General features: G+C 63.7%; 18 protein-coding genes. 17 read left to right on the forward strand and 1 reads right to left on the reverse strand.

What is annotated here, in order from left to right; translation table 11 throughout:
- Nucleotides 1–31 precede the first annotated feature (31 nt).
- The gene (locus EJ073_RS00935; RefSeq protein ID WP_126054016.1) at nt 32–1,228 is read right to left on the reverse strand and encodes a winged helix-turn-helix domain-containing protein; all 1,197 of its coding nucleotides are present in this window, start codon (nt 1,226–1,228) and stop codon (nt 32–34) included.
- A 333-nt stretch (nt 1,229–1,561) separates the two neighbouring features.
- Here EJ073_RS00935 and EJ073_RS00940 point away from each other — a divergent pair, with 333 nt between their 5' ends.
- From EJ073_RS00940 to EJ073_RS01020, 17 genes are all read left to right on the forward strand, one after another.
- A complete protein-coding gene (locus tag EJ073_RS00940) occupies nt 1,562–1,927 on the forward strand; it encodes an NADH-quinone oxidoreductase subunit A (RefSeq protein WP_126054017.1) in 366 nt (121 codons plus the stop codon).
- Nucleotides 1,918–2,499 (forward strand): NADH-quinone oxidoreductase subunit B, encoded by a 582-nt coding sequence (locus EJ073_RS00945; protein ID WP_126054018.1) that lies wholly within the window; start codon nt 1,918–1,920, stop codon nt 2,497–2,499. Before EJ073_RS00940 ends, EJ073_RS00945 begins: the two co-directional genes overlap by 10 nt.
- A gap of 4 nt (nt 2,500–2,503) precedes the next feature.
- Nucleotides 2,504–3,106, forward strand: a complete 603-nt coding sequence (locus EJ073_RS00950; protein WP_126054019.1) for an NADH-quinone oxidoreductase subunit C — start codon at nt 2,504–2,506, stop codon at nt 3,104–3,106.
- Between the two features lie 34 nt (nt 3,107–3,140).
- A complete protein-coding gene (locus tag EJ073_RS00955; protein ID WP_126054020.1) occupies nt 3,141–3,473 on the forward strand; it encodes a four helix bundle protein in 333 nt (110 codons plus the stop codon).
- A 106-nt stretch (nt 3,474–3,579) separates the two neighbouring features.
- Nucleotides 3,580–4,770: an NADH-quinone oxidoreductase subunit D gene (locus tag EJ073_RS00960; protein WP_126054021.1), complete on the forward strand. Its 1,191-nt coding sequence runs from the start codon at nt 3,580–3,582 to the stop codon at nt 4,768–4,770.
- Nucleotides 4,771–6,048, forward strand: a complete 1,278-nt coding sequence (locus tag EJ073_RS00965) for an NADH-quinone oxidoreductase subunit E (protein WP_126054022.1) — start codon at nt 4,771–4,773, stop codon at nt 6,046–6,048.
- Nucleotides 6,049–6,058: 10 nt separating this feature from the next.
- Nucleotides 6,059–7,363, forward strand: a complete 1,305-nt coding sequence (gene nuoF / locus EJ073_RS00970; protein ID WP_126054023.1) for an NADH-quinone oxidoreductase subunit NuoF — start codon at nt 6,059–6,061, stop codon at nt 7,361–7,363.
- Nucleotides 7,364–7,437: 74 nt separating this feature from the next.
- Nucleotides 7,438–8,133, forward strand: a complete 696-nt coding sequence (locus EJ073_RS00975) for an NADH-ubiquinone dehydrogenase (protein WP_126054024.1) — start codon at nt 7,438–7,440, stop codon at nt 8,131–8,133.
- Nucleotides 8,134–8,207: 74 nt separating this feature from the next.
- Nucleotides 8,208–10,289, forward strand: coding sequence for an NADH-quinone oxidoreductase subunit NuoG (gene nuoG / locus EJ073_RS00980; RefSeq protein ID WP_126054025.1), 2,082 nt, complete (start codon nt 8,208–8,210; stop codon nt 10,287–10,289).
- 2 nt (nt 10,290–10,291) lie between these two features.
- A complete protein-coding gene (gene nuoH / locus EJ073_RS00985) occupies nt 10,292–11,335 on the forward strand; it encodes an NADH-quinone oxidoreductase subunit NuoH (RefSeq protein WP_126054026.1) in 1,044 nt (347 codons plus the stop codon).
- Entirely contained in the window at nt 11,335–11,826 is a 492-nt protein-coding gene (nuoI, locus tag EJ073_RS00990) for an NADH-quinone oxidoreductase subunit NuoI (RefSeq protein ID WP_126054027.1), read from the forward strand. The genes nuoH and nuoI overlap by 1 nt, the downstream gene beginning before the upstream one ends.
- A 129-nt stretch (nt 11,827–11,955) precedes the next feature.
- Nucleotides 11,956–12,576: an NADH-quinone oxidoreductase subunit J gene (locus EJ073_RS00995; protein WP_126054028.1), complete on the forward strand. Its 621-nt coding sequence runs from the start codon at nt 11,956–11,958 to the stop codon at nt 12,574–12,576.
- A gap of 1 nt (nt 12,577) precedes the next feature.
- Nucleotides 12,578–12,886: an NADH-quinone oxidoreductase subunit NuoK gene (gene nuoK, locus EJ073_RS01000; RefSeq protein WP_019858930.1), complete on the forward strand. Its 309-nt coding sequence runs from the start codon at nt 12,578–12,580 to the stop codon at nt 12,884–12,886.
- Nucleotides 12,887–12,896: 10 nt separating this feature from the next.
- A complete protein-coding gene (gene nuoL, locus EJ073_RS01005) occupies nt 12,897–14,870 on the forward strand; it encodes an NADH-quinone oxidoreductase subunit L (protein ID WP_126054029.1) in 1,974 nt (657 codons plus the stop codon).
- Nucleotides 14,870–16,375: an NADH-quinone oxidoreductase subunit M gene (locus EJ073_RS01010; RefSeq protein WP_126054030.1), complete on the forward strand. Its 1,506-nt coding sequence runs from the start codon at nt 14,870–14,872 to the stop codon at nt 16,373–16,375. The genes nuoL and EJ073_RS01010 overlap by 1 nt, the downstream gene beginning before the upstream one ends.
- 18 nt (nt 16,376–16,393) lie before the next feature.
- Nucleotides 16,394–17,830: an NADH-quinone oxidoreductase subunit NuoN gene (gene nuoN, locus EJ073_RS01015; protein WP_126054031.1), complete on the forward strand. Its 1,437-nt coding sequence runs from the start codon at nt 16,394–16,396 to the stop codon at nt 17,828–17,830.
- Nucleotides 17,831–17,834: 4 nt separating this feature from the next.
- On the forward strand, nt 17,835–18,656 hold the full coding sequence (locus EJ073_RS01020; protein ID WP_126054032.1) for a biotin--[acetyl-CoA-carboxylase] ligase: 822 nt from the start codon (nt 17,835–17,837) through the stop codon (nt 18,654–18,656).
- The last annotated feature ends 34 nt before the right edge of the window (nt 18,657–18,690 follow it).

An 18,690-nucleotide genomic window follows, 5' to 3' on the forward strand; every position in this document is an offset into this window, starting at 1 on the left:
GAGCGTGTATGACAGAGGCTGCAGGGGTTGGCTATCTTATCTCGCCAGCCAGCGCCGGCCCCAAATCGCCGGCCGGCGTCACTTCGATGCGCTCAAGCCCAAGCCAGCCCTGCATCTGCTTCAATTCCTCGAAGAGTTCACCGGCCGTTTCGGGCGGAGCGTCGGCCTCGGCATAGGCGGCATGGACGCGCAGCACGCTGGCCGGGCGATCGGCCCGCAGATCGACGCGGGCGACGATCCGGTCGCCGAGCAGGAAGGGCAGCACATAATAGCCGTACTGGCGTTTTTCGGCCGGCGTGTAGATCTCGATGCGGTAGCGGAAGTCGAATAGCTTTTCCGTCCGCGTGCGCTCGAAGACCACCGGATCGAAGGGAGCGAGCAGGGCGCGGGCCTTTATTCGGCGCGGAAAGCGGGCGTCCTTGTGGAGATAGGCGGGCCTGTCCCAGCCCTCGACGCGCACCGGCAGCAGCTCGCCCGCCTCGACCAGTTCCTCGATCCGGTCCTTGGTGTCGCCGGGCGCCAGGCGAAAATAGTCGCGCAGGTCGCCATAGGTGGCGATGCCATGGGCGCGGGCGGAAATGCGCAGCAGCTCGCGATGCGCTTCCTCGACCGAGGGAACCGGCAGGTCGAGGACCGCCTGCGGCAACACGCGCTCCGGCAGGTCGTAGTAACGTTCGAAGCCGCGCCGGTAGGCGGTGGTGATGCGGCCGGCCCAGAACAGCCATTCGAAGGCGTGCTTGGCCTCGCTCCAGCCCCACCAGCCGCCATTGCCCTTGTGGCCCTCGATGTCGGAGGCGGCGATCGGCCCGCGTTCGGCGACTTGCCCGTAGATCTCCTCGATCATCGCCTTGCGCTCGCGGCCCCATTTGGCGAGGCCGAGATACATTTCCTCACCCCGCTCGGCGCGCAGCATGCGCCAGCGCAGCAGCGGCCAGGTCTCGACCGGCAGGAAGGAGGCCTCGTGCGCCCAGTATTCAAACACCTTGCGTTTGCGCGTTACGGCGGCATTGTCGAGCAGCGCCAGCGGGTAGGGGCCGAGGCGCGAATAGAGCGGCATATAGTGGGCGCGGACCACCGCGCTTACGGAATCGATCTGGAGCAGGCCGGTCCGGGAGAGAACGCGGGCGAGGTGGCGGCGATCAGGCGTGCCGGCCGGTTGCGGGTCGGTGAAACCCTGCGCGCCGAGCGCGATGCGCCTGGCCATGGTGAGAGATATCTTTTCCTTCATCCGGAAGCCTTGTCCTGATCCTTTGGCCCGCATTTGCGGTTCCTGATTCCGGCCATGCTAGCAGGCAAATGGCGGGAGATATGTCAGGAGAGAAAAGTGGAGTAAAAAATGAAGGAAATCAAACAGGAGCGGATCGGACCAGTTTCATTCGATAAGGCGTCGAGCGTCGCGTTTTGAACAAGGTTTGACTTGCTTCGCCGAAAGCGCTGCGCTAACCCTCGCCGCGTTGCAGCATAGGCCCTTAAAACGGTTCAGCGGTGAATCTGTCACGCTTCCGCAATAGGATCGCTTGCTGTAATCAACGTGGATTGACCGCCAACGGAAAGCCGCAGCATGAACGCACTTTTGAGTTCGTATCTGCCCATCGTCCTGTTTATCGGCGTGGCGCTTGTCGTCGGCTTGGCGCTGCTCGTGGCGCCGTTCCTGGTGGCCTACCGCAGCCCCGATCCGGAAAAGCTTTCCGCTTATGAATGCGGCTTCAACTCGTTCGACGACGCCCGAATGAAGTTCGACATCCGCTTCTACCTGGTGTCGATCCTGTTCATCATCTTCGATCTGGAAGTGGCCTTCCTGTTCCCGTGGGCGGTGTCCTTCTCGAAGATCGGCATGCTCGGGTTCTGGTCGATGATGGTGTTTCTGGCGGTGCTGACCATCGGCTTTGCCTATGAATGGAAAAAAGGAGCGCTGGAATGGGATTGAACGACAGTTCAGGCACCCTCGTCGCGCCGAAGCCCAAGGGCATCATCGATCCCAACACCGGCCGGCCGGTGGGGCAGGATGACCCGTTCTTCCTCGAGATCAACAACGAGCTGGCCGACAAGGGCTTCCTCGTCACCTCCACTGAGGCGCTGATCACCTGGGCGCGCAGCGGCTCGCTGATGTTCATGACCTTCGGCCTCGCCTGCTGCGCGGTGGAGATGATCCACACCTCGATGCCGCGCTATGACTCGGAGAGGTTCGGCGTCGCGCCGCGCGCGTCCCCGCGCCAGTCCGACATCATGATCGTCGCCGGCACGCTGACCAACAAGATGGCGCCGGCGCTGCGCAAGGTCTACGACCAGATGCCGGAGCCGCGCTACGTCATCTCCATGGGCTCCTGCGCCAATGGCGGCGGCTACTACCACTATTCCTATTCGGTGGTGCGCGGCTGCGACCGTGTCGTGCCCGTCGACATCTATGTGCCCGGCTGCCCGCCGAGCGCGGAAGCGCTGCTTTACGGCATTCTTCTGCTGCAGAAGAAGATCCGCCGCACCGGCACGATCGAGCGGTGAACCAATGAGCCAGAAGCTGAATGAACTCTCGACCTATCTGGGCGAGAAGATGACCGACCGGATTGGCGAAGCGGTGCTGGCCTATGGCGAACTCACCGTCTCCGTGGAGCCGATCAACCTGATCGAGGTGGCGACCTTCCTGCGCGATGATCAGCGCTGCCAGTTCATCTCGATCATCGACGTCTGCGGCGCTGACTATCCGTCGCGAGCCAAGCGCTTCGATGTCGTCTATCACCTGCTGTCGCCGAAGCAGAATGTGCGCATCCGCCTCAAGGTCCAGGCCGACGAGGAGACGCTGGTTCCCTCGCTCACCGCCGTCTATCCTGGCGCCGACTGGTTCGAGCGCGAGACCTACGACCTCTATGGCGTGCTGTTTTCGGGCCATCCCGACCTGCGGCGCATCCTCACCGACTACGGTTTCGAAGGCCATCCGCTTCGCAAGGATTTCCCGCTCACAGGCTTCGTCGAGGTGCGTTACGACGACGAAGCCAAGCGCGTCATCTACGAGCCGGTCGAGCTCAAGCAGGAATTCCGCAATTTCGATTTCCTCTCCCCATGGGAAGGCACGGATTACGTGCTGCCGGGGGATGAAAAAGCCAAGCAGTGAGTAGGGAAGTAGTGAGTAGTCAGTAGGGAAGGAATTGGAAAAGCGGATCGAATCTTATCGCGACCTGATGGTGTGGCAATCGGCGATGGTTCTCGCCGAAGATTGTTACCGTGTCACCAAAGGTTTCCCGAAAGACGAGATTTATGGAATGACCTCTCAGATGCGTCGCTCGGCGGTATCTATCGCCGCCAACATCGCCGAGGGATATGGTCGCGAAAACAGAGGGTCGTTCGTTCAATTCCTGCGCATGGCGCAGGGTTCGTTGAAGGAACTCGAAACACACGTATTGCTGGCATGTCGTTTCGGCATGCTGGAAAAGCCAACGAGATTGAGCTGCTGCTGCGATGCGAAGAGATTGGGAAAATGATGCGATACTTATCGGACGGTGCAGGCAAAACAGGCGAATAAGTAGGCATTGAGATTGATGATCACTACTCACTACTCACTACTGACTCTTCGCCAGAGGCGCCAGAATGGCTGAAACCTCCGTCCGCAACTTCAACATCAATTTCGGACCGCAACATCCTGCGGCGCATGGCGTTTTGCGCCTGGTGCTGGAGCTGGACGGCGAGGTGGTCGACCGCGTCGATCCGCATATCGGGCTGCTGCATCGCGGCACCGAGAAGCTGATCGAGGCCAAGACCTATCTGCAGGCGGTACCCTATCTCGACCGGCTCGACTATTGCGCGCCGATGAACCAGGAGCACGCCTTCGCGCTCGCCGCCGAGCGGCTGCTCGGCATCGAGGTGCCGAAGCGCGGCCAGCTGATCCGGGTGCTCTATTCCGAGATGGGCCGCATCATGTCGCACATCCTCAATGTGACGACGCAGGCGATGGACGTCGGCGCGCTGACGCCGCCGCTGTGGGGCTTCGTCGAACGCGAAAAGCTGATGGTGTTTTACGAGCGCGCCTCGGGTTCGCGCATGCACGCGGCCTATTTCCGCCCCGGCGGCGTGCACCAGGACCTGCCGCAGAAGCTGGTCGAGGACATCGGCAAGTGGATCGATCCGTTCCTGAAGTCGATCGACGACCTCGATGCGCTGCTCACGCCAAACCGCATCTTCAAGCAGCGCAATGTCGATATCGGCACGGTGTCGCTGGCCGATGCCTGGGCCTGGGGCTTCTCCGGCGTGATGGTGCGCGGCTCGGGCGCTGCCTGGGACCTGCGCAAGTCGCAGCCCTATGAATGCTATTCCGAGATGGATTTCGACATCCCGATCGGCAAGAACGGCGACTGCTACGACCGCTATCTCGTGCGCATGGAAGAGATGCGCCAGTCGGCGAAGATCATGCGCCAGTGCGTCGACCTGCTGCTCGGCAAGGAAAGCAGCGGCCCGGTGTCCAACCTCGACGGCAAGGTGGTGCCGCCGAAGCGCCAGGCGATGAAGCGCTCGATGGAAGCGCTGATCCACCACTTCAAGCTCTACACCGAGGGCTACCGCGTACCTGCCGGCGAGGTCTATGCCGCCGTCGAGGCGCCGAAGGGCGAGTTCGGCGTCTATCTGGTCTCCGACGGCACCAACAAGCCCTACCGCTGCAAGCTGCGCGCGCCCGGCTTCGCGCATCTGCAGGCCATGGATTTCCTGTGCCGCGGCCACATGCTGGCCGACGTCACCGCCGTGCTGGGTTCGCTCGATATCGTGTTTGGTGAGGTCGATCGCTAAATGTCAGTCCGCCGTCTCGCAGATGCCAGCGTCCAGCCAGCTTCCTTCGCCTTCAACAGGGCGAATACGGCCGCGGCCAAGCAGTGGATCAAGAAATATCCGAAGGGCCGCGAGCAGTCGGCGATCATCCCGCTGTTGATGCTGGCGCAGGAGCAGGAAGGCTGGGTCACCAAGGCGGCGATTGAGACGATCTCCGACATGCTCGGCATGCCGCGCATCCGCGGGCTCGAGGTCGCGACCTTCTACACGCAGTACCAGCTCAACCCGGTCGGAACGCGCGCGCATATCCAGGTCTGCGGCACCACGCCCTGCATGCTGCGCGGCTCGGAAGGACTGATGGATGTCTGCCGCTCGAAGATCCACCACGACCAGTTCCACACCAACGACAAGGGCACGCTGTCGTGGGAGGAGGTCGAATGCCTCGGCGCCTGCGTCAACGCGCCGATGGTGATGATCTTCAAGGATACGTTCGAGGACCTGACGCCGGAGCGGCTGGCCGAGATCATCGACCTCTACGAAGGTGGCAAGGGCGCCTCGGTGACGCCTGGCCCGCAGAATGGCCGCACCGGCTCGGAGCCAGCCACCGGCCTGACGACGCTGAAGAGCGAGAAGGCGATCCTGAAGTCGACACGCGAGAAGGAAGCCAAGGCGGCGGCGAAGGCGGCCAAGGCCGCTCCCGACGCCATTATCGCAACGGAGGTGCCGGCGCCGGCTGCCCCCGTGGGCCCGTCGAAGGCCGGCAAGCCGAAGACCGATGCGCCCGAGACCAGCCCGGCGCTGAACACGCCTTCGCCGGTCAAGGTCGCGCTGGCCGTGGAAAAGGCGGCGAGCGTGTCGGCCCCGCGGCATTCGGCCGCCAATGCCAACAAGGCTTCGCCGGAAGTCGAGGGTGTCTCGAAGCAGCGCAGTGGTCCGAGGGCCAAGGCCGAGCCGGCTTCCGCCTTCAAGGCGCCGGAAGCCAAGCAGCCAGCCGTCAAGCAGGCAAAGCCTTCACTCGACGACAAGAACAGGCCCGCTGGCATAGAACGGCCCGTTGCGGTCGACGACCTCAAGCTGATCTCCGGCGTCGGTCCGAAGATCGAGGGCACGCTGCATTCGCTGGGCATCTACACCTTCGCGCAGGTCGCGTCGTGGAAGAAGGCCGAGCGCGACTGGGTGGACGCCTATCTCTCCTTCCATGGCCGCATCGAGCGCGACGACTGGGTCAAGCAGGCCAAGGCGCTCGCCAAGGGCGGGGTGGCCGAATATATCCGCGTCTTCGGCAAGAAGCCGGTCTGAGGGACGAACAATGCTTCAGGACAAAGACCGCATCTTCACCAACATATACGGCCTCTTCGACAAGTCGCTCAACGGAGCGATGGCGCGCGGCGCCTGGGACAACACGCCAGGCATCATCGCCAAGGGGCGCGACTGGATCGTCAACGAGATGAAGGCGTCGGGCCTGCGCGGACGCGGCGGCGCCGGCTTCCCGACCGGACTCAAGTGGTCGTTCATGCCCAAGCAGAGCGACGGCCGGCCGAGCTATCTGGTCATCAACGCCGACGAATCCGAGCCCGGCACCTGCAAGGACCGCGACATCCTGCGCAACGATCCGCACACGCTGGTCGAGGGCGCGCTGCTCGCTGGCTTCGCCATGGGCGCGATCGCCGCCTACATCTATGTGCGCGGCGAGTTCATCAGGGAGCGCGAAGCGCTGCAGCGGGCCATCGACGAGGCCTATGAGGCCAAGCTGATCGGCAAGAACAACACTTCCGGCTACGACTTCGACGTCTATATGCACCATGGCGCCGGTGCCTATATCTGCGGCGAGGAGACGGCTCTGCTCGAAAGCCTCGAAGGCAAGAAGGGCCAGCCGCGTCTGAAGCCGCCGTTCCCGGCCAATGTCGGCCTCTATGGCTGCCCGACGACGGTCAACAATGTCGAGTCGATCGCGGTCGCGCCAACCATCCTGCGCCGCGGCGCTGCCTGGTTCTCGTCCTTCGGCCGGCCGAACAATGTCGGCACCAAGCTGTTCTGCGTCTCCGGTCACGTCAACAACCCGTGCACCGTCGAAGAGGCGATGTCGATCCCGTTCCGCGAGCTGATCGACACGCATTGCGGCGGCATCCGCGGTGGCTGGGACAATCTTCTGGCGGTCATTCCGGGCGGCGCTTCGGTGCCGCTGGTGCCGGCCGAGCAGATCATCGACACGCCGATGGATTTCGACGCGTTGCGCGACTTGAAATCGGGCCTCGGCACGGCGGCTGTCATCGTCATGGACAAGTCGACCGATATCGTGAAGGCGATCGCCAGGCTTTCCTACTTCTACAAGCACGAAAGCTGCGGCCAGTGCACGCCGTGCCGCGAAGGCACCGGCTGGATGTGGCGGGTGATGGAGCGGCTGGTGCGCGGCGAGGCGCAGAAGCGCGAGATCGACATGCTGCTCGACGTCACCAAGCAGGTCGAGGGGCACACGATCTGCGCGCTGGGCGACGCGGCGGCATGGCCGATCCAGGGCCTGATGCGGCATTTCCGTGGCGAGGTGGAGCGCCGCATCGATGAGTTTTCGCGCAACGCGCACCGGGTGGAGCCGGTGATGGTGGCGGCGGAATAAGGTTGGAATTGCGGGCGAGAGCCCGGAACAGGAATAACGGGCGGGGCATACGAAGAAACGACCAGGAGCACTCGATGGCGCTGTATTCGATACCCTATGCACTGATGCCCGACATGGACCAGTTAGAGAAGATGAACCAGGATCTGACCAGGATGATGCCGAAGGAGATGGCCAGCGCCGTCAATCTCCTGGCGCATCCTGTCGCCGGTGTCGCCGCCATGTCGGCGATCAGCATCGGGCTGGCCAATCATGCCCTCGGCGTGTGGCTGGGCGCGCTTTCGGGCGCCACCGAGGCCTCGCAGCGGCTGTTCCAGCCGATCGTCGATGATTTCGAGGCGCGGAGCGAAGAGCTGGAGCAAGCCCAGAAGACCTCGTCCAAGGCGCGCAAGGCGACAAAGACGCTGATCGCCGAGGCGCAGACCTTCGCCAGGGATGTGACCGACATTGCCCAGGCCTCCGTGGAAAAGGTGCAGGACACCACCGGCACTGACACTGTGGCAAGCAGTGCCGCGACCGGGCTGATGCCGGAGGATTTCAGGCAGCCCAAGGCCATGGACCGGCCGGCGGCGCCGGCCGACCTGAAGGCGATCTCAGGCATTGGCCCGAAGCTGGAGAAGGTCCTCAATGGCCTCGGCATCTGGACATATGGCCAGATCGCGGCCTGGACGGCGGAAGAGATCGCCTGGGTCGAGGACTATCTGTCGCTCGCCGGCCGCATCGGCCGCGACGACTGGACTGGCCAGGCAACGGCGCTGGCGGCCAAAGGTTGAAATTCAATGCCGGGCGCGGTTTTGGCCGCGCCCGGAAAGAGGATTGCGGGACGTCCGCAGAGGTTTGAGGCGAGATGGCAAAGCTCAAGGTCGACGGGAAAGAGATCACTGTACCCGACCACTACACGCTGCTGCAGGCAGCCGAGGATGCCGGCGCGGAAGTGCCGCGCTTCTGCTTCCATGAGCGGCTGTCGATCGCCGGCAACTGCCGCATGTGCCTGATCGAGGTGAAGGGCGGCCCGCCCAAGCCGCAGGCCTCCTGCGCCATGGGCGTGCGCGACCTGCGTCCGGGCCCGAACGGCGAGCCACCGGAAATCTTCACCAACACGCCGATGGTCAAGAAGGCCCGCGAAGGCGTGATGGAATTCCTGCTGATCAACCATCCGCTGGATTGCCCGATCTGCGACCAGGGCGGCGAATGCGACCTGCAGGACCAGGCGATGGCCTTCGGCGTCGATTCCTCGCGCTATCACGAGAACAAGCGCGCGGTGGAAGACAAGTATATCGGGCCGCTCGTGAAGACGGTGATGAACCGCTGCATCCACTGCACGCGCTGCGTCCGCTTCACCACCGAGGTCGCCGGCATTTCCGAACTCGGCCTGATCGGCCGCGGCGAGGATGCCGAGATCACCACCTATCTCGAACAGGCAATGACCTCGGAATTGCAGGGCAATGTCATCGATCTCTGCCCGGTCGGCGCGCTGACTTCCAAGCCCTTCGCGTTCCAGGCGCGGCCGTGGGAACTGACCAAGACGGAATCGATCGACGTCATGGACGCGGTCGGCTCGGCGATCCGCGTCGATTCCAGGGGGCGCGAGGTGATGCGCATCCTGCCGCGCGTCAACGAGGCGGTGAACGAGGAGTGGATCTCGGACAAGACCCGCTTCATCTGGGACGGGCTGCGCACGCAGCGCCTCGACCGCCCCTATGTGCGTAAGGATGGCAAGCTCGTCGCGGCAAGCTGGGCCGAAGCCTTCGCAGCGATCAAGGACGAAGTGGGCAAGACCACGCCCGAGCGGATCGGCGCCGTCGCCGGCGATCTCTCCGCCGTCGAGGAGATCTATGCGCTGAAGCTTCTGATGGCGGCGCTCGGCTCGAAGAATACCGACTGCCGCCAGGATGGCGCCGCGCTCGATCCGTCGCTCGGCCGCGCCAGCTACATCTTCAACCCGACCATCGAGGGCATCGAGCAGGCCGACGCGGTGCTGATCATCGGCGCCAACCCGCGCTTCGAGGCCTCGGTGCTCAATGCCCGCATCCGCAAGCGCTGGCGCATCGGCAACCTGCCGATCGGCGTTATCGGCGAGATCGGTGACACGCGCTACGACTATGAGCAGATCGGCGCCGGTCCGGAATCGCTGAAGGACCTGGCCGACGGCAACGGCAAGTTCTTCCAGGTGCTGAAAAAGGCGACGCACCCGCTGATCATCGTCGGCCAGGGCGCGCTGGCGCGCGCCGACGGTGCCGCCGTGCTCGGCCAGGCGGCCAAGCTCGCCGCGGCGGTCAATGCCGCCCGTGCCGACTGGAACGGTTTTGCCGTGCTCCATAATGCTGCCGGTCGCGTCGGCGGTCTCGACCTCGGCTTTGTGCCGGGCGAGGGCGGCAAGGGCGTCGCGGGCATGCTCGGCGAGACAGATCTTCTGTTCCTGCTCGGCGCCGACGAGATCGACATGGCCAAGACCGGCGGCGCATTCGTCGTCTATATCGGCACGCATGGCGACGCCGGCGCGCACCGTGCCAACGTCATCCTGCCGGCCGCCGCCTACACCGAAAAGTCCGGCACCTACGTCAACACGGAAGGCCGCGTGCAGCATACCAATCGCGCCGGTTTCGCGCCCGGCGATGCACGCGAGGACTGGGCGATCCTCAGGGCATTGTCTGATGTGCTCGGCAAGAAGCTGCCTTTCGACTCGCTGCCGCAACTGCGCGCCAAGCTCTATGGCGAATATCCGCATCTTGCCCGCATCGACCAGGTTCTGGCCGGCAGCGCCGATGACGTCGCCAGGGCGGCGAAGCTCGGTGGCCGGCTGAACAAGGGCACCTTCACCTCGCCGGTGAAGGACTTCTACCTGACCAACCCGATCGCGCGGGCCTCTGCCGTGATGGCCGAATGCTCGGCGCTGGCCAAGAGCGGCTTCAAGCAGGCGGCGGAATAAGCATGGAAACCTTCTTCTCCTTCTACGTGCTGCCGGCGCTGATCATCCTGCTGAAGTCGGTCGTGCTGATCGTCGTGCTCTTGGTCTTCGTCGCCTACATTCTCTACGCCGACCGCAAGATCTGGGCGGCGGTGCAACTGCGCCGCGGACCGAACGTGGTTGGCCCCTGGGGCACGCTGCAGGCTTTCGCCGACCTGTTGAAGTTCGTCTTCAAGGAGCCGGTGATCCCGTCCGGCGCCAACAAGGGCGTCTTCCTGCTGGCGCCGCTGGTGTCGGCGGTGCTGGCGATCTCGGCCTGGGCGGTCATTCCGGTCAACCAGGGCTGGGCGATCGCCAACGTCAATGTCGGTATCCTCTATGTCTTCGCCATCTCCTCGCTCGAGGTCTATGGCGTGATCATGGGCGGCTGGGCGTCGAACTCGAAATATCCGTTCCTCGGCGCGCTGAGGTCGGCCGCGCAGATGGTGTCCTACGAAGTCTCGATCGGCTTCGTCATCGTCACCGTGCTCTTGTGCGTCGGCTCGCTCAACCTGTCCGACATCGTCATGTCGCAGCACGATGGGCTCGGCACCCGGCTCGGCCTGCCCAACACCTTCCTCGACTGGCACTGGCTGTCGCTGTTCCCGATGTTCGTCATTTTCTTCATCTCGGCGCTGGCCGAGACGAACCGCCCGCCTTTCGATCTGGTGGAGGCCGAATCGGAACTGGTCGCCGGCCACATGGTCGAATACTCGTCGACGCCGTTCTTGCTCTTCTTCCTTGGCGAGTATGTCGCCATCGTCCTGATGTGCGCGCTGGCGACCATCCTGTTCCTCGGCGGCTGGCTGCCGCCCTTCGACTTCGCGCCCTTCACCTGGGTGCCGGGGCTGATCTGGTTCGTGCTCAAGGTCTGCCTGGTGTTCTTCGGCATTTCCATGGTGAAGGCGTTCGTGCCGCGCTACCGCTATGACCAGCTGATGCGGCTAGGTTGGAAGGTCTTCCTGCCGATCTCGCTGTTCATGGTCATCGCCACCGCAGCCTTCCTCAAGCTCACGGGGTTTGCGTAATGTCCGCTCTTTCCCAAGCCGCAAAGGCGCTGCTGCTGAAGGATTTCGTCAGCGCCTTCTTCCTGTCGATGCGCCAGTTCTTCGCGCCGAAGGAGACGATCAACTATCCGCACGAGAAGGGGCCGATCAGCCCCCGCTTCCGCGGCGAGCATGCGCTGCGCCGCTACCCCAATGGCGAAGAGCGCTGCATCGCCTGCAAGCTGTGCGAGGCGATCTGCCCGGCGCAGGCGATCACCATCGAGGCCGGCCCGCGCCGCAACGACGGCACGCGCCGCACCGTGCGCTACGACATCGACATGGTGAAGTGCATCTATTGCGGCTTCTGCCAGGAGGCCTGCCCGGTCGACGCCATCGTCGAGGGGCCGAATTTCGAATTCGCGACCGAGACGCGCGAGGAGCTTTACTACAACAAGGAAAAGCTGCTCGCGAACGGCGATCGCTGGGAACGCGAACTGGCGCGCAACATCGCTCTGGACGCGCCCTACCGCTGACATTTGACGCATGGACGGGGCGAGGGGCCTCGTTTAAGGACAACGCGGCTTCGGCACCGGAGGCGGTACGAAGCCAGAAAGAGCGAACAGGACGAACGTCCTGTTCGGACAGGAACCCGGGGGATCCCCATGCTGAGTGGACTAGAGGCGGCTTTCTTCTACCTCTTCGCCTTTGTCGCGGTGGCGTCGGCCTTCATGGTCATTTCGTCGCGCAACCCTGTGCATTCGGTGCTGTTCCTGATCCTGACCTTCTTCAATGCCGCCGGCCTGTTCATGCTGACCGGCGCCGAGTTCCTGGCGATGATCCTGCTCGTCGTCTATGTCGGCGCCGTGATGGTGCTGTTCCTGTTCGTCGTCATGATGCTCGACGTCGACTTCGCCGAGATGAAGGAAGGCGCGCTGCAATACGCCCCGATCGGCGCGCTGGTCGGGCTGATCCTGGCGGCGGAACTGATTGTCGTGCTCGGCGGCTACACTTTCGCGCCGCAGCTGGCCTCGACAGTGGCCAAGCCCATCCCGGATCTCGCCCAGCGCACCAACACGGCCGCGCTCGGCGATATCCTCTACACGGACTACCTCTACTACTTCCAGATCGCCGGCCTCGTGCTGCTTGTCGCCATGATCGGCGCCATCGTGCTGACGCTGCGCCACAAGCCGGGCGTCAAGCGGCAGTCGATCGCAGCCCAGGTCGGCCGCACGCCGGCGACCGGCATGGAAATCCGCAAGGTCAAATCGGGCGAGGGCATCTGAGATGGTCGTCGGCATCGCGCACTACCTCACCGTATCGGCGATCCTGTTCACGCTCGGCGTGTTCGGCATCTTCCTGAACCGCAAGAACGTCATCGTCATCCTGATGTCGGTCGAGCTGATCCTGCTTGCGGTCAACATCAATTTCGTCGCCTTCTCGGCGGCGCTCGGCGATCTCGTCGGGCAGGTGTTCGCGCTGTTCGTGCTGACGGTCGCCGCGGCCGAGGCCGCGATCGGTCTTGCCATTCTCGTCGTCTTCTTCCGCAACCGCGGCTCGATCGCGGTCGAAGACGTCAACATGATGAAGGGTTGACGGGGCAGTCATGTATCAAGCAATCGTCTTCCTTCCGCTGCTCGGCTTCCTGATCGTCGGCCTGTTCGGCACGTCGCTCGGCGCCAAGGCGTCCGAATACATCACCTCCGGCTTCCTGGTGATTTCGGCCGTGCTGTCGTGGATCGCCTTCTTCTCGGTCGGCTTCGGCGAGGGCGAAGTGTTCACCGTGCCGGTGCTGCGCTGGATCCAGTCGGGCGGGCTCGACGCGTCCTGGGCGCTCAGGATCGACACGCTGACGGTGGTGATGCTGGTCGTCGTCAACACCGTGTCGGCGCTGGTCCACATCTACTCGATCGGCTACATGCATCACGATCCGAACCGGCCGCGCTTCTTTGCCTATCTGTCGCTGTTCACCTTCGCCATGCTGATGCTGGTGACGGCCGACAATCTGGTGCAGATGTTCTTCGGCTGGGAAGGTGTCGGTCTCGCCTCCTACCTGCTGATCGGCTTCTGGTACAAGAAGCCGTCGGCCAATGCCGCGGCAATCAAGGCCTTCATCGTCAACCGCGTCGGCGATTTCGGCTTCGCGCTGGGCATTTTCGGCGTGTTCGTGCTTTTCGGCTCGGTCAATCTCGGCACCATCTTCGCCAATGCGGCGAGCTTCGTTCCGACAGAGGGCGCCGAGCACGGCGCAACCGTGCTCACCTTCCTCGGCTATACGCTCGACAAGCACTCGGCGCTGACCGTCGTCTGCCTGCTGCTCTTCATGGGCGCGATGGGCAAGTCGGCGCAGGTGCCGCTGCACACCTGGCTGCCCGACGCCATGGAAGGCCCGACCCCGGTCTCGGCGCTGATCCATGCCGCCACCATGGTGACGGCGGGCGTGTTCATGCTGGCCAGGCTGTCGCCGCTGTTCGAGCTGTCGCATTCGGCGCTGACGGTCGTCACCTTCATCGGCGCCTTCACCGCCTTCTTCGCGGCCACTGTCGGCCTCGTCCAGAACGACATCAAGCGCGTCATCGCCTATTCGACCTGCTCGCAGCTTGGCTACATGTTCGTGGCGCTCGGCGTCGGCGCCTATGGCGCCGCGATCTTCCATTTGTTCACGCACGCCTTCTTCAAGGCGCTGCTGTTCCTCGGTTCGGGCTCGGTGATCCATGCCGTCTCCGACGAGCAGGACATGCGCAACATGGGTGGCCTCAGGACGCTCATTCCGAAGACCTACTGGATGATGGTGATCGGCACGCTGGCGCTGACCGGCGTCGGCATTCCGGTGACGGTCATCGGCACCGCCGGCTTCTTCTCCAAGGACGCCATCATCGAGAGTGCCTTTGCCAGCCACAATCTGTTTGCCGGCACCGCCTTCGTGCTGCTGGTTGTCGCCGCGGCCTTTACCTCCTTCTACTCCTGGCGGCTGATCTTCATGACTTTCCATGGCCAGCCGCGCGCCAGCCACGAGGTCATGCACCATGTCCATGAATCGCCGCCGGTGATGCTGGTGCCGCTGTTCATCCTGGCCGTGGGCGCGCTGTTTGCCGGCATCATCTTCCATGGCGCCTTCATCGGCGAGGGCTATGCCGAGTTCTGGAAGGCGTCGCTGTTCACACTGCCGGAAAACCACATCCTTCACGAGATCCACGAACTGCCGCTGTGGGTCGAACTGGCGCCGTTCATCGCCATGGTCATCGGCTTCGCGGTCGCCTGGAAGTTCTATATCCGCTCGCCGGAACTGCCCGCCAGCGTCGCCGCCAACCATCGCCTGCTCTACGCCTTCCTGCTCAACAAGTGGTACTTCGACGAGCTCTACGACGTCCTGTTCGTGCGGCCGGCGAAGCGCCTCGGCAGGTTCCTGTGGAAGACCGGCGACGGCGCCGTCATCGACGGGTTCGGGCCTGACGGGGTCTCGGCGCGCGTCGTCGACGTCACCAACCGGGTCGTCAAGCTGCAGACCGGCTACCTCTACCACTACGCCTTCGCCATGCTGATCGGCGTTGCCGCACTCGTCACCTGGATGATGCTCTGATGACCGCCTGGCCAATCCTCTCGCTGGTCACCTTCCTGCCGCTGGTTGGTGTGCTGCTCATCCTGTTCATCAATGATGACAGCGAAAACGCGCGCCGCAACATCCGCGCCATCGCGCTGTGGACGACGAGCATCACCTTCGTCATCTCGCTGTTCATCTGGAAGGGTTTTGACAATTCGCAGGCCGGCTTCCAGTTCGTCGAGAAGGTCGCCTGGCTGGATTCGGGCATTTCCTACCACATGGGTGTCGACGGCATATCGATGCTGTTCGTCATCCTCACCACCTTCCTGATGCCGCTCTGCATCCTGGCTTCGTGGGAAGCGATCGAGAAGCGGGTCAAGGCCTACATGATCGCCTTCCTGCTCCTGGAAACGCTGATGATCGGCGTGTTCTGCGCGCTCGACATCGTGCTGTTCTACGTCTTCTTCGAGGCCGGCCTGATCCCGATGTTCATCATCATCGGCGTCTGGGGCGGCAAGCGGCGCGTCTACGCCTCGTTCAAGTTCTTCCTCTATACGCTCGCCGGCTCGGTGCTGATGCTGCTCGCCGTCATGGCGATGTTCTACCAGTCGGGTACCACCGACATCACGACGCTGCTGACGCACAACTTCCCGGCCAACATGCAGACCTGGCTGTGGCTCGCCTTCTTCGCCTCCTTCGCGGTGAAGATGCCGATGTGGCCGGTGCACACCTGGCTGCCGGACGCGCACGTCGAGGCGCCGACGGCGGGCTCGGTGATCCTGGCCGCGATCCTCCTGAAGATGGGCGGATATGGCTTCCTGCGCTTCTCGCTGCCGATGTTCCCGCTGGCGTCGGAAATGTTCGCGCCGCTGGTGTTCACGCTGTCGGTCGTCGCCATCATCTACACCTCGCTGGTGGCGCTGATGCAGGAGGACATGAAGAAGCTGATCGCCTATTCGTCGGTCGCCCATATGGGCTTCGTCACCATGGGCATCTTCGCCATGAACCAGGAAGGCGTGCAGGGCGCGATCTTCCAGATGCTCAGCCACGGCCTCGTCTCCGGCGCGCTGTTCCTGTGCGTCGGCGTCATCTACGACCGCATGCACACGCGCGAGATCGATGCCTATGGCGGGCTGGTCAACAACATGCCGAAATACGCCACCGTGTTCATGGTCTTCACCATGGCCAATGTCGGCCTGCCTGGCACCAGCGGCTTCGTCGGCGAGTTCCTGACCATGCTGGGTGTGTTCCGGGTCAACACCTGGGTGGCGTTCTTCGCCGCCACCGGCGTCATCCTGTCGGCGGCCTACGCGCTCTGGCTCTATCGCCGCGTGATCTTCGGGTCGTTGACCAAGGACAGCCTGAAAGATCTGCTCGACCTCTCGGCGCGCGAGAAGGCGATCATCTATCCGCTGGTGGTGCTGGTCATCTTCTTCGGCGTCTACCCGGCGCCGGTCTTCGATGCGACGGCCGCCTCGGTCAAGGCGCTCGTCACTAACGTCACCGCATCCATCAATACCGCGCAGACCGCGGCGGCGAACTGACTGGGGATATCGCGAACCATGACGCCGGACCTTCTCTCCAGCCTTTCGCTCTCGACGCCGGAGCTTATCCTCGCCATCGGCGCGCTGGCGCTGTTGATGGTGGGCGCCTATTCGCGCACCGACAGCACGGCCACCGTCAACGGTCTTGCCGTCGCCATACTTGCGCTCGCCGGCTTCTGGGTGGTCTCTTCCAGCGGGCAGGGCACCGCCTACGGCAGCGCCTTCGTCCAGGATTCCTTCGCCCGCTTCATGAAGGTGCTGGCGCTGATCGGCTCGGCGGTGACGCTGGTCATGTCGATGCGCTTCGCCAGACAGGAGCATTTCGACAAGTTCGAATATCCGGTGCTGATCCTGCTGTGCACGCTCGGCATGTTGCTGATGATCTCGGCCAACGGCATGATCGGGCTCTATCTCGGCCTCGAGCTGCAGTCACTGGCGATCTACGTGCTCGCCGCGATCAACCGCGACAGCGTCCGTTCGACCGAAGCCGGCCTCAAATATTTCGTGCTCGGCGCGCTGTCGTCCGGCATGCTGCTCTACGGCATCTCGCTGATTTACGGCTACACCGGCAACACCGGCTTCCAGGAGATCGCGACCGCGCTCGGCAGTGGCGAGCGGCAGCTCGGCCTCGTCTTCGGCCTGGTCTTCGTGCTGGCCGGCCTTGCCTTCAAGATTTCGGCGGTGCCGTTCCACATGTGGACCCCGGACGTCTATGAGGGCGCGCCGACGCCGATCACCGCTTTCCTGGCCGCCGCCCCGAAAATGGCGGCGATGGCGCTGATCGTGCGCGTCACCATGGGCGCCTTCAAGCCGATCGCGTCGGACTGGCAGCAGATCATCGTCTTCATTTCGATCGCCTCGATGGCGCTTGGCGCCTTCGCGGCAATCGGCCAGACCAACATCAAGCGGCTGATGGCTTATTCCTCGATCGGTCACATGGGCTACGCGCTGGTCGGCCTCGCCGCCAACAGCCAGGCCGGCGTGCGCGGTGTCGCCATCTACATGCTGATCTATCTGGTGATGACGCTCGGCACCTTCGCCTTCATCCTCGCCATGCGGCGCAAGGAGGGCAATGTCGAGCAGATCAACGATCTCGCCGGCCTCGCCTCGACCAATCCGATCATGGCGACGATCCTCACTATCCTGATGTTCTCGCTGGCCGGCATTCCGCCGCTCGCCGGCTTCTGGGGGAAGTGGTACGTCTTCCTCGCCGCCATCAACGCCAACCTCTATGCGCTGGCGATCATCGGCGTGCTGGCCTCGGTGGTGGGCGCCTACTATTATCTGCGCATCATCAAGCTCATGTGGTTCGACGAACCGGTCGGCGGCTTCGTGCCGATGGCCAGCGAACTGCGCCTCGTGCTCGGCGTCAGCGGCGCCTTCGTGCTGTTCTACGTGCTGATCGGCGGGCCGATCGGCACCTATGCCGAAGCCGCGGCGAAGACCTTCTTCTGACGGCATGGCGTTTAGGTTGGCTCCAACCGCGGCGTCGGAAGGGTTCCGGCTCGAAGCCCATGACACGGTCGGCTCCACCAACGCGCTGGCGCTCGCCCATGCCCGGGCCGGCGATCTGGGCAAGCTGTGGGTCGTTTCCAAAAAGCAGGAAAGCGGGCGCGGCCGGCGCGGCCGGAGCTGGGCGACGCCGGAAGGCAATCTGGCGGCGACTTTGCTCATCGTCAGCGGTGGCGAATTGCGGCTCGCCGCGACGCTGGGCTTCGTCGCCGGGCTGGCACTTGCCGACGCGCTCGATGCCGTCGTGCCGCAAGGCAGGATCGCGATCGGCGTTGACGGTGCAAGCCAGGGCAAGAACCGCTTCGAGCTGAAATGGCCGAACGACGTGCTTGCCTCCGGCGCCAAGCTCGCCGGCATATTGCTGGAATCGGCGCTGCTCGAAGGCGATCGCTTCGCGGTGGCAGTCGGCATCGGCGTCAACGTGGTGGCATATCCGGAGAATTTGCCTTATCCGGCGACATCGCTGCGCGCGCTTGGCGCGAATTGCGATGCCGAAACCCTGTTTCTGGCGCTGTCGGATGCCTGGAACGAGAATGCCCGGCTGTGGGACGACGGGCGCGGGCTTGCCGCCGTCAGGCGGCGCTGGCTGGCGCGCGCCGCGGGGCTCGGCGGTGAGGTTGCTGTCAGGGTTGACGGTAATGTGGTGCGCGGGACGTTCGAGACCATTGACGAGGACTGCCGTTTCGTGATCCGCGACGATGAGGGATCTGTCGTGACGATCGCCGCCGGCGACGTGCATTTCGGCGCTGTCGCGTCGGCCCAAAGGTAACGGACTTGGCCTGACCGGCCAGGAAGGGAAGAAA

It is taken from the genome of Mesorhizobium sp. M4B.F.Ca.ET.058.02.1.1, assembly GCF_003952505.1.
Taxonomy (GTDB): Bacteria; Pseudomonadota; Alphaproteobacteria; order Rhizobiales; family Rhizobiaceae; genus Mesorhizobium.

Excerpts from the sequence above, each read along its gene's own strand:
- EJ073_RS00935 (WP_126054016.1), bottom strand. The coding sequence starts at position 1,228 with ATGAAGGAAAAGATATCTCTCACCATGGCCAGGCGCATCGCGCTCGGC.
- EJ073_RS00940 (WP_126054017.1), top strand. The coding sequence starts at position 1,562 with ATGAACGCACTTTTGAGTTCGTATCTGCCCATCGTCCTGTTTATCGGC.
- EJ073_RS00945 (WP_126054018.1), top strand. The coding sequence starts at position 1,918 with ATGGGATTGAACGACAGTTCAGGCACCCTCGTCGCGCCGAAGCCCAAG.
- EJ073_RS00950 (WP_126054019.1), top strand. The coding sequence starts at position 2,504 with ATGAGCCAGAAGCTGAATGAACTCTCGACCTATCTGGGCGAGAAGATG.
- EJ073_RS00960 (WP_126054021.1), top strand. The coding sequence starts at position 3,580 with ATGGCTGAAACCTCCGTCCGCAACTTCAACATCAATTTCGGACCGCAA.
- EJ073_RS00965 (WP_126054022.1), top strand. The coding sequence starts at position 4,771 with ATGTCAGTCCGCCGTCTCGCAGATGCCAGCGTCCAGCCAGCTTCCTTC.
- nuoF (WP_126054023.1), top strand. The coding sequence starts at position 6,059 with ATGCTTCAGGACAAAGACCGCATCTTCACCAACATATACGGCCTCTTC.
- EJ073_RS00975 (WP_126054024.1), top strand. The coding sequence starts at position 7,438 with ATGGCGCTGTATTCGATACCCTATGCACTGATGCCCGACATGGACCAG.
- nuoG (WP_126054025.1), top strand. The coding sequence starts at position 8,208 with ATGGCAAAGCTCAAGGTCGACGGGAAAGAGATCACTGTACCCGACCAC.
- nuoH (WP_126054026.1), top strand. The coding sequence starts at position 10,292 with ATGGAAACCTTCTTCTCCTTCTACGTGCTGCCGGCGCTGATCATCCTG.
- nuoI (WP_126054027.1), top strand. The coding sequence starts at position 11,335 with ATGTCCGCTCTTTCCCAAGCCGCAAAGGCGCTGCTGCTGAAGGATTTC.
- EJ073_RS00995 (WP_126054028.1), top strand. The coding sequence starts at position 11,956 with ATGCTGAGTGGACTAGAGGCGGCTTTCTTCTACCTCTTCGCCTTTGTC.
- nuoK (WP_019858930.1), top strand. The coding sequence starts at position 12,578 with ATGGTCGTCGGCATCGCGCACTACCTCACCGTATCGGCGATCCTGTTC.
- nuoL (WP_126054029.1), top strand. The coding sequence starts at position 12,897 with ATGTATCAAGCAATCGTCTTCCTTCCGCTGCTCGGCTTCCTGATCGTC.
- EJ073_RS01010 (WP_126054030.1), top strand. The coding sequence starts at position 14,870 with ATGACCGCCTGGCCAATCCTCTCGCTGGTCACCTTCCTGCCGCTGGTT.
- nuoN (WP_126054031.1), top strand. The coding sequence starts at position 16,394 with ATGACGCCGGACCTTCTCTCCAGCCTTTCGCTCTCGACGCCGGAGCTT.
- EJ073_RS01020 (WP_126054032.1), top strand. The coding sequence starts at position 17,835 with ATGGCGTTTAGGTTGGCTCCAACCGCGGCGTCGGAAGGGTTCCGGCTC.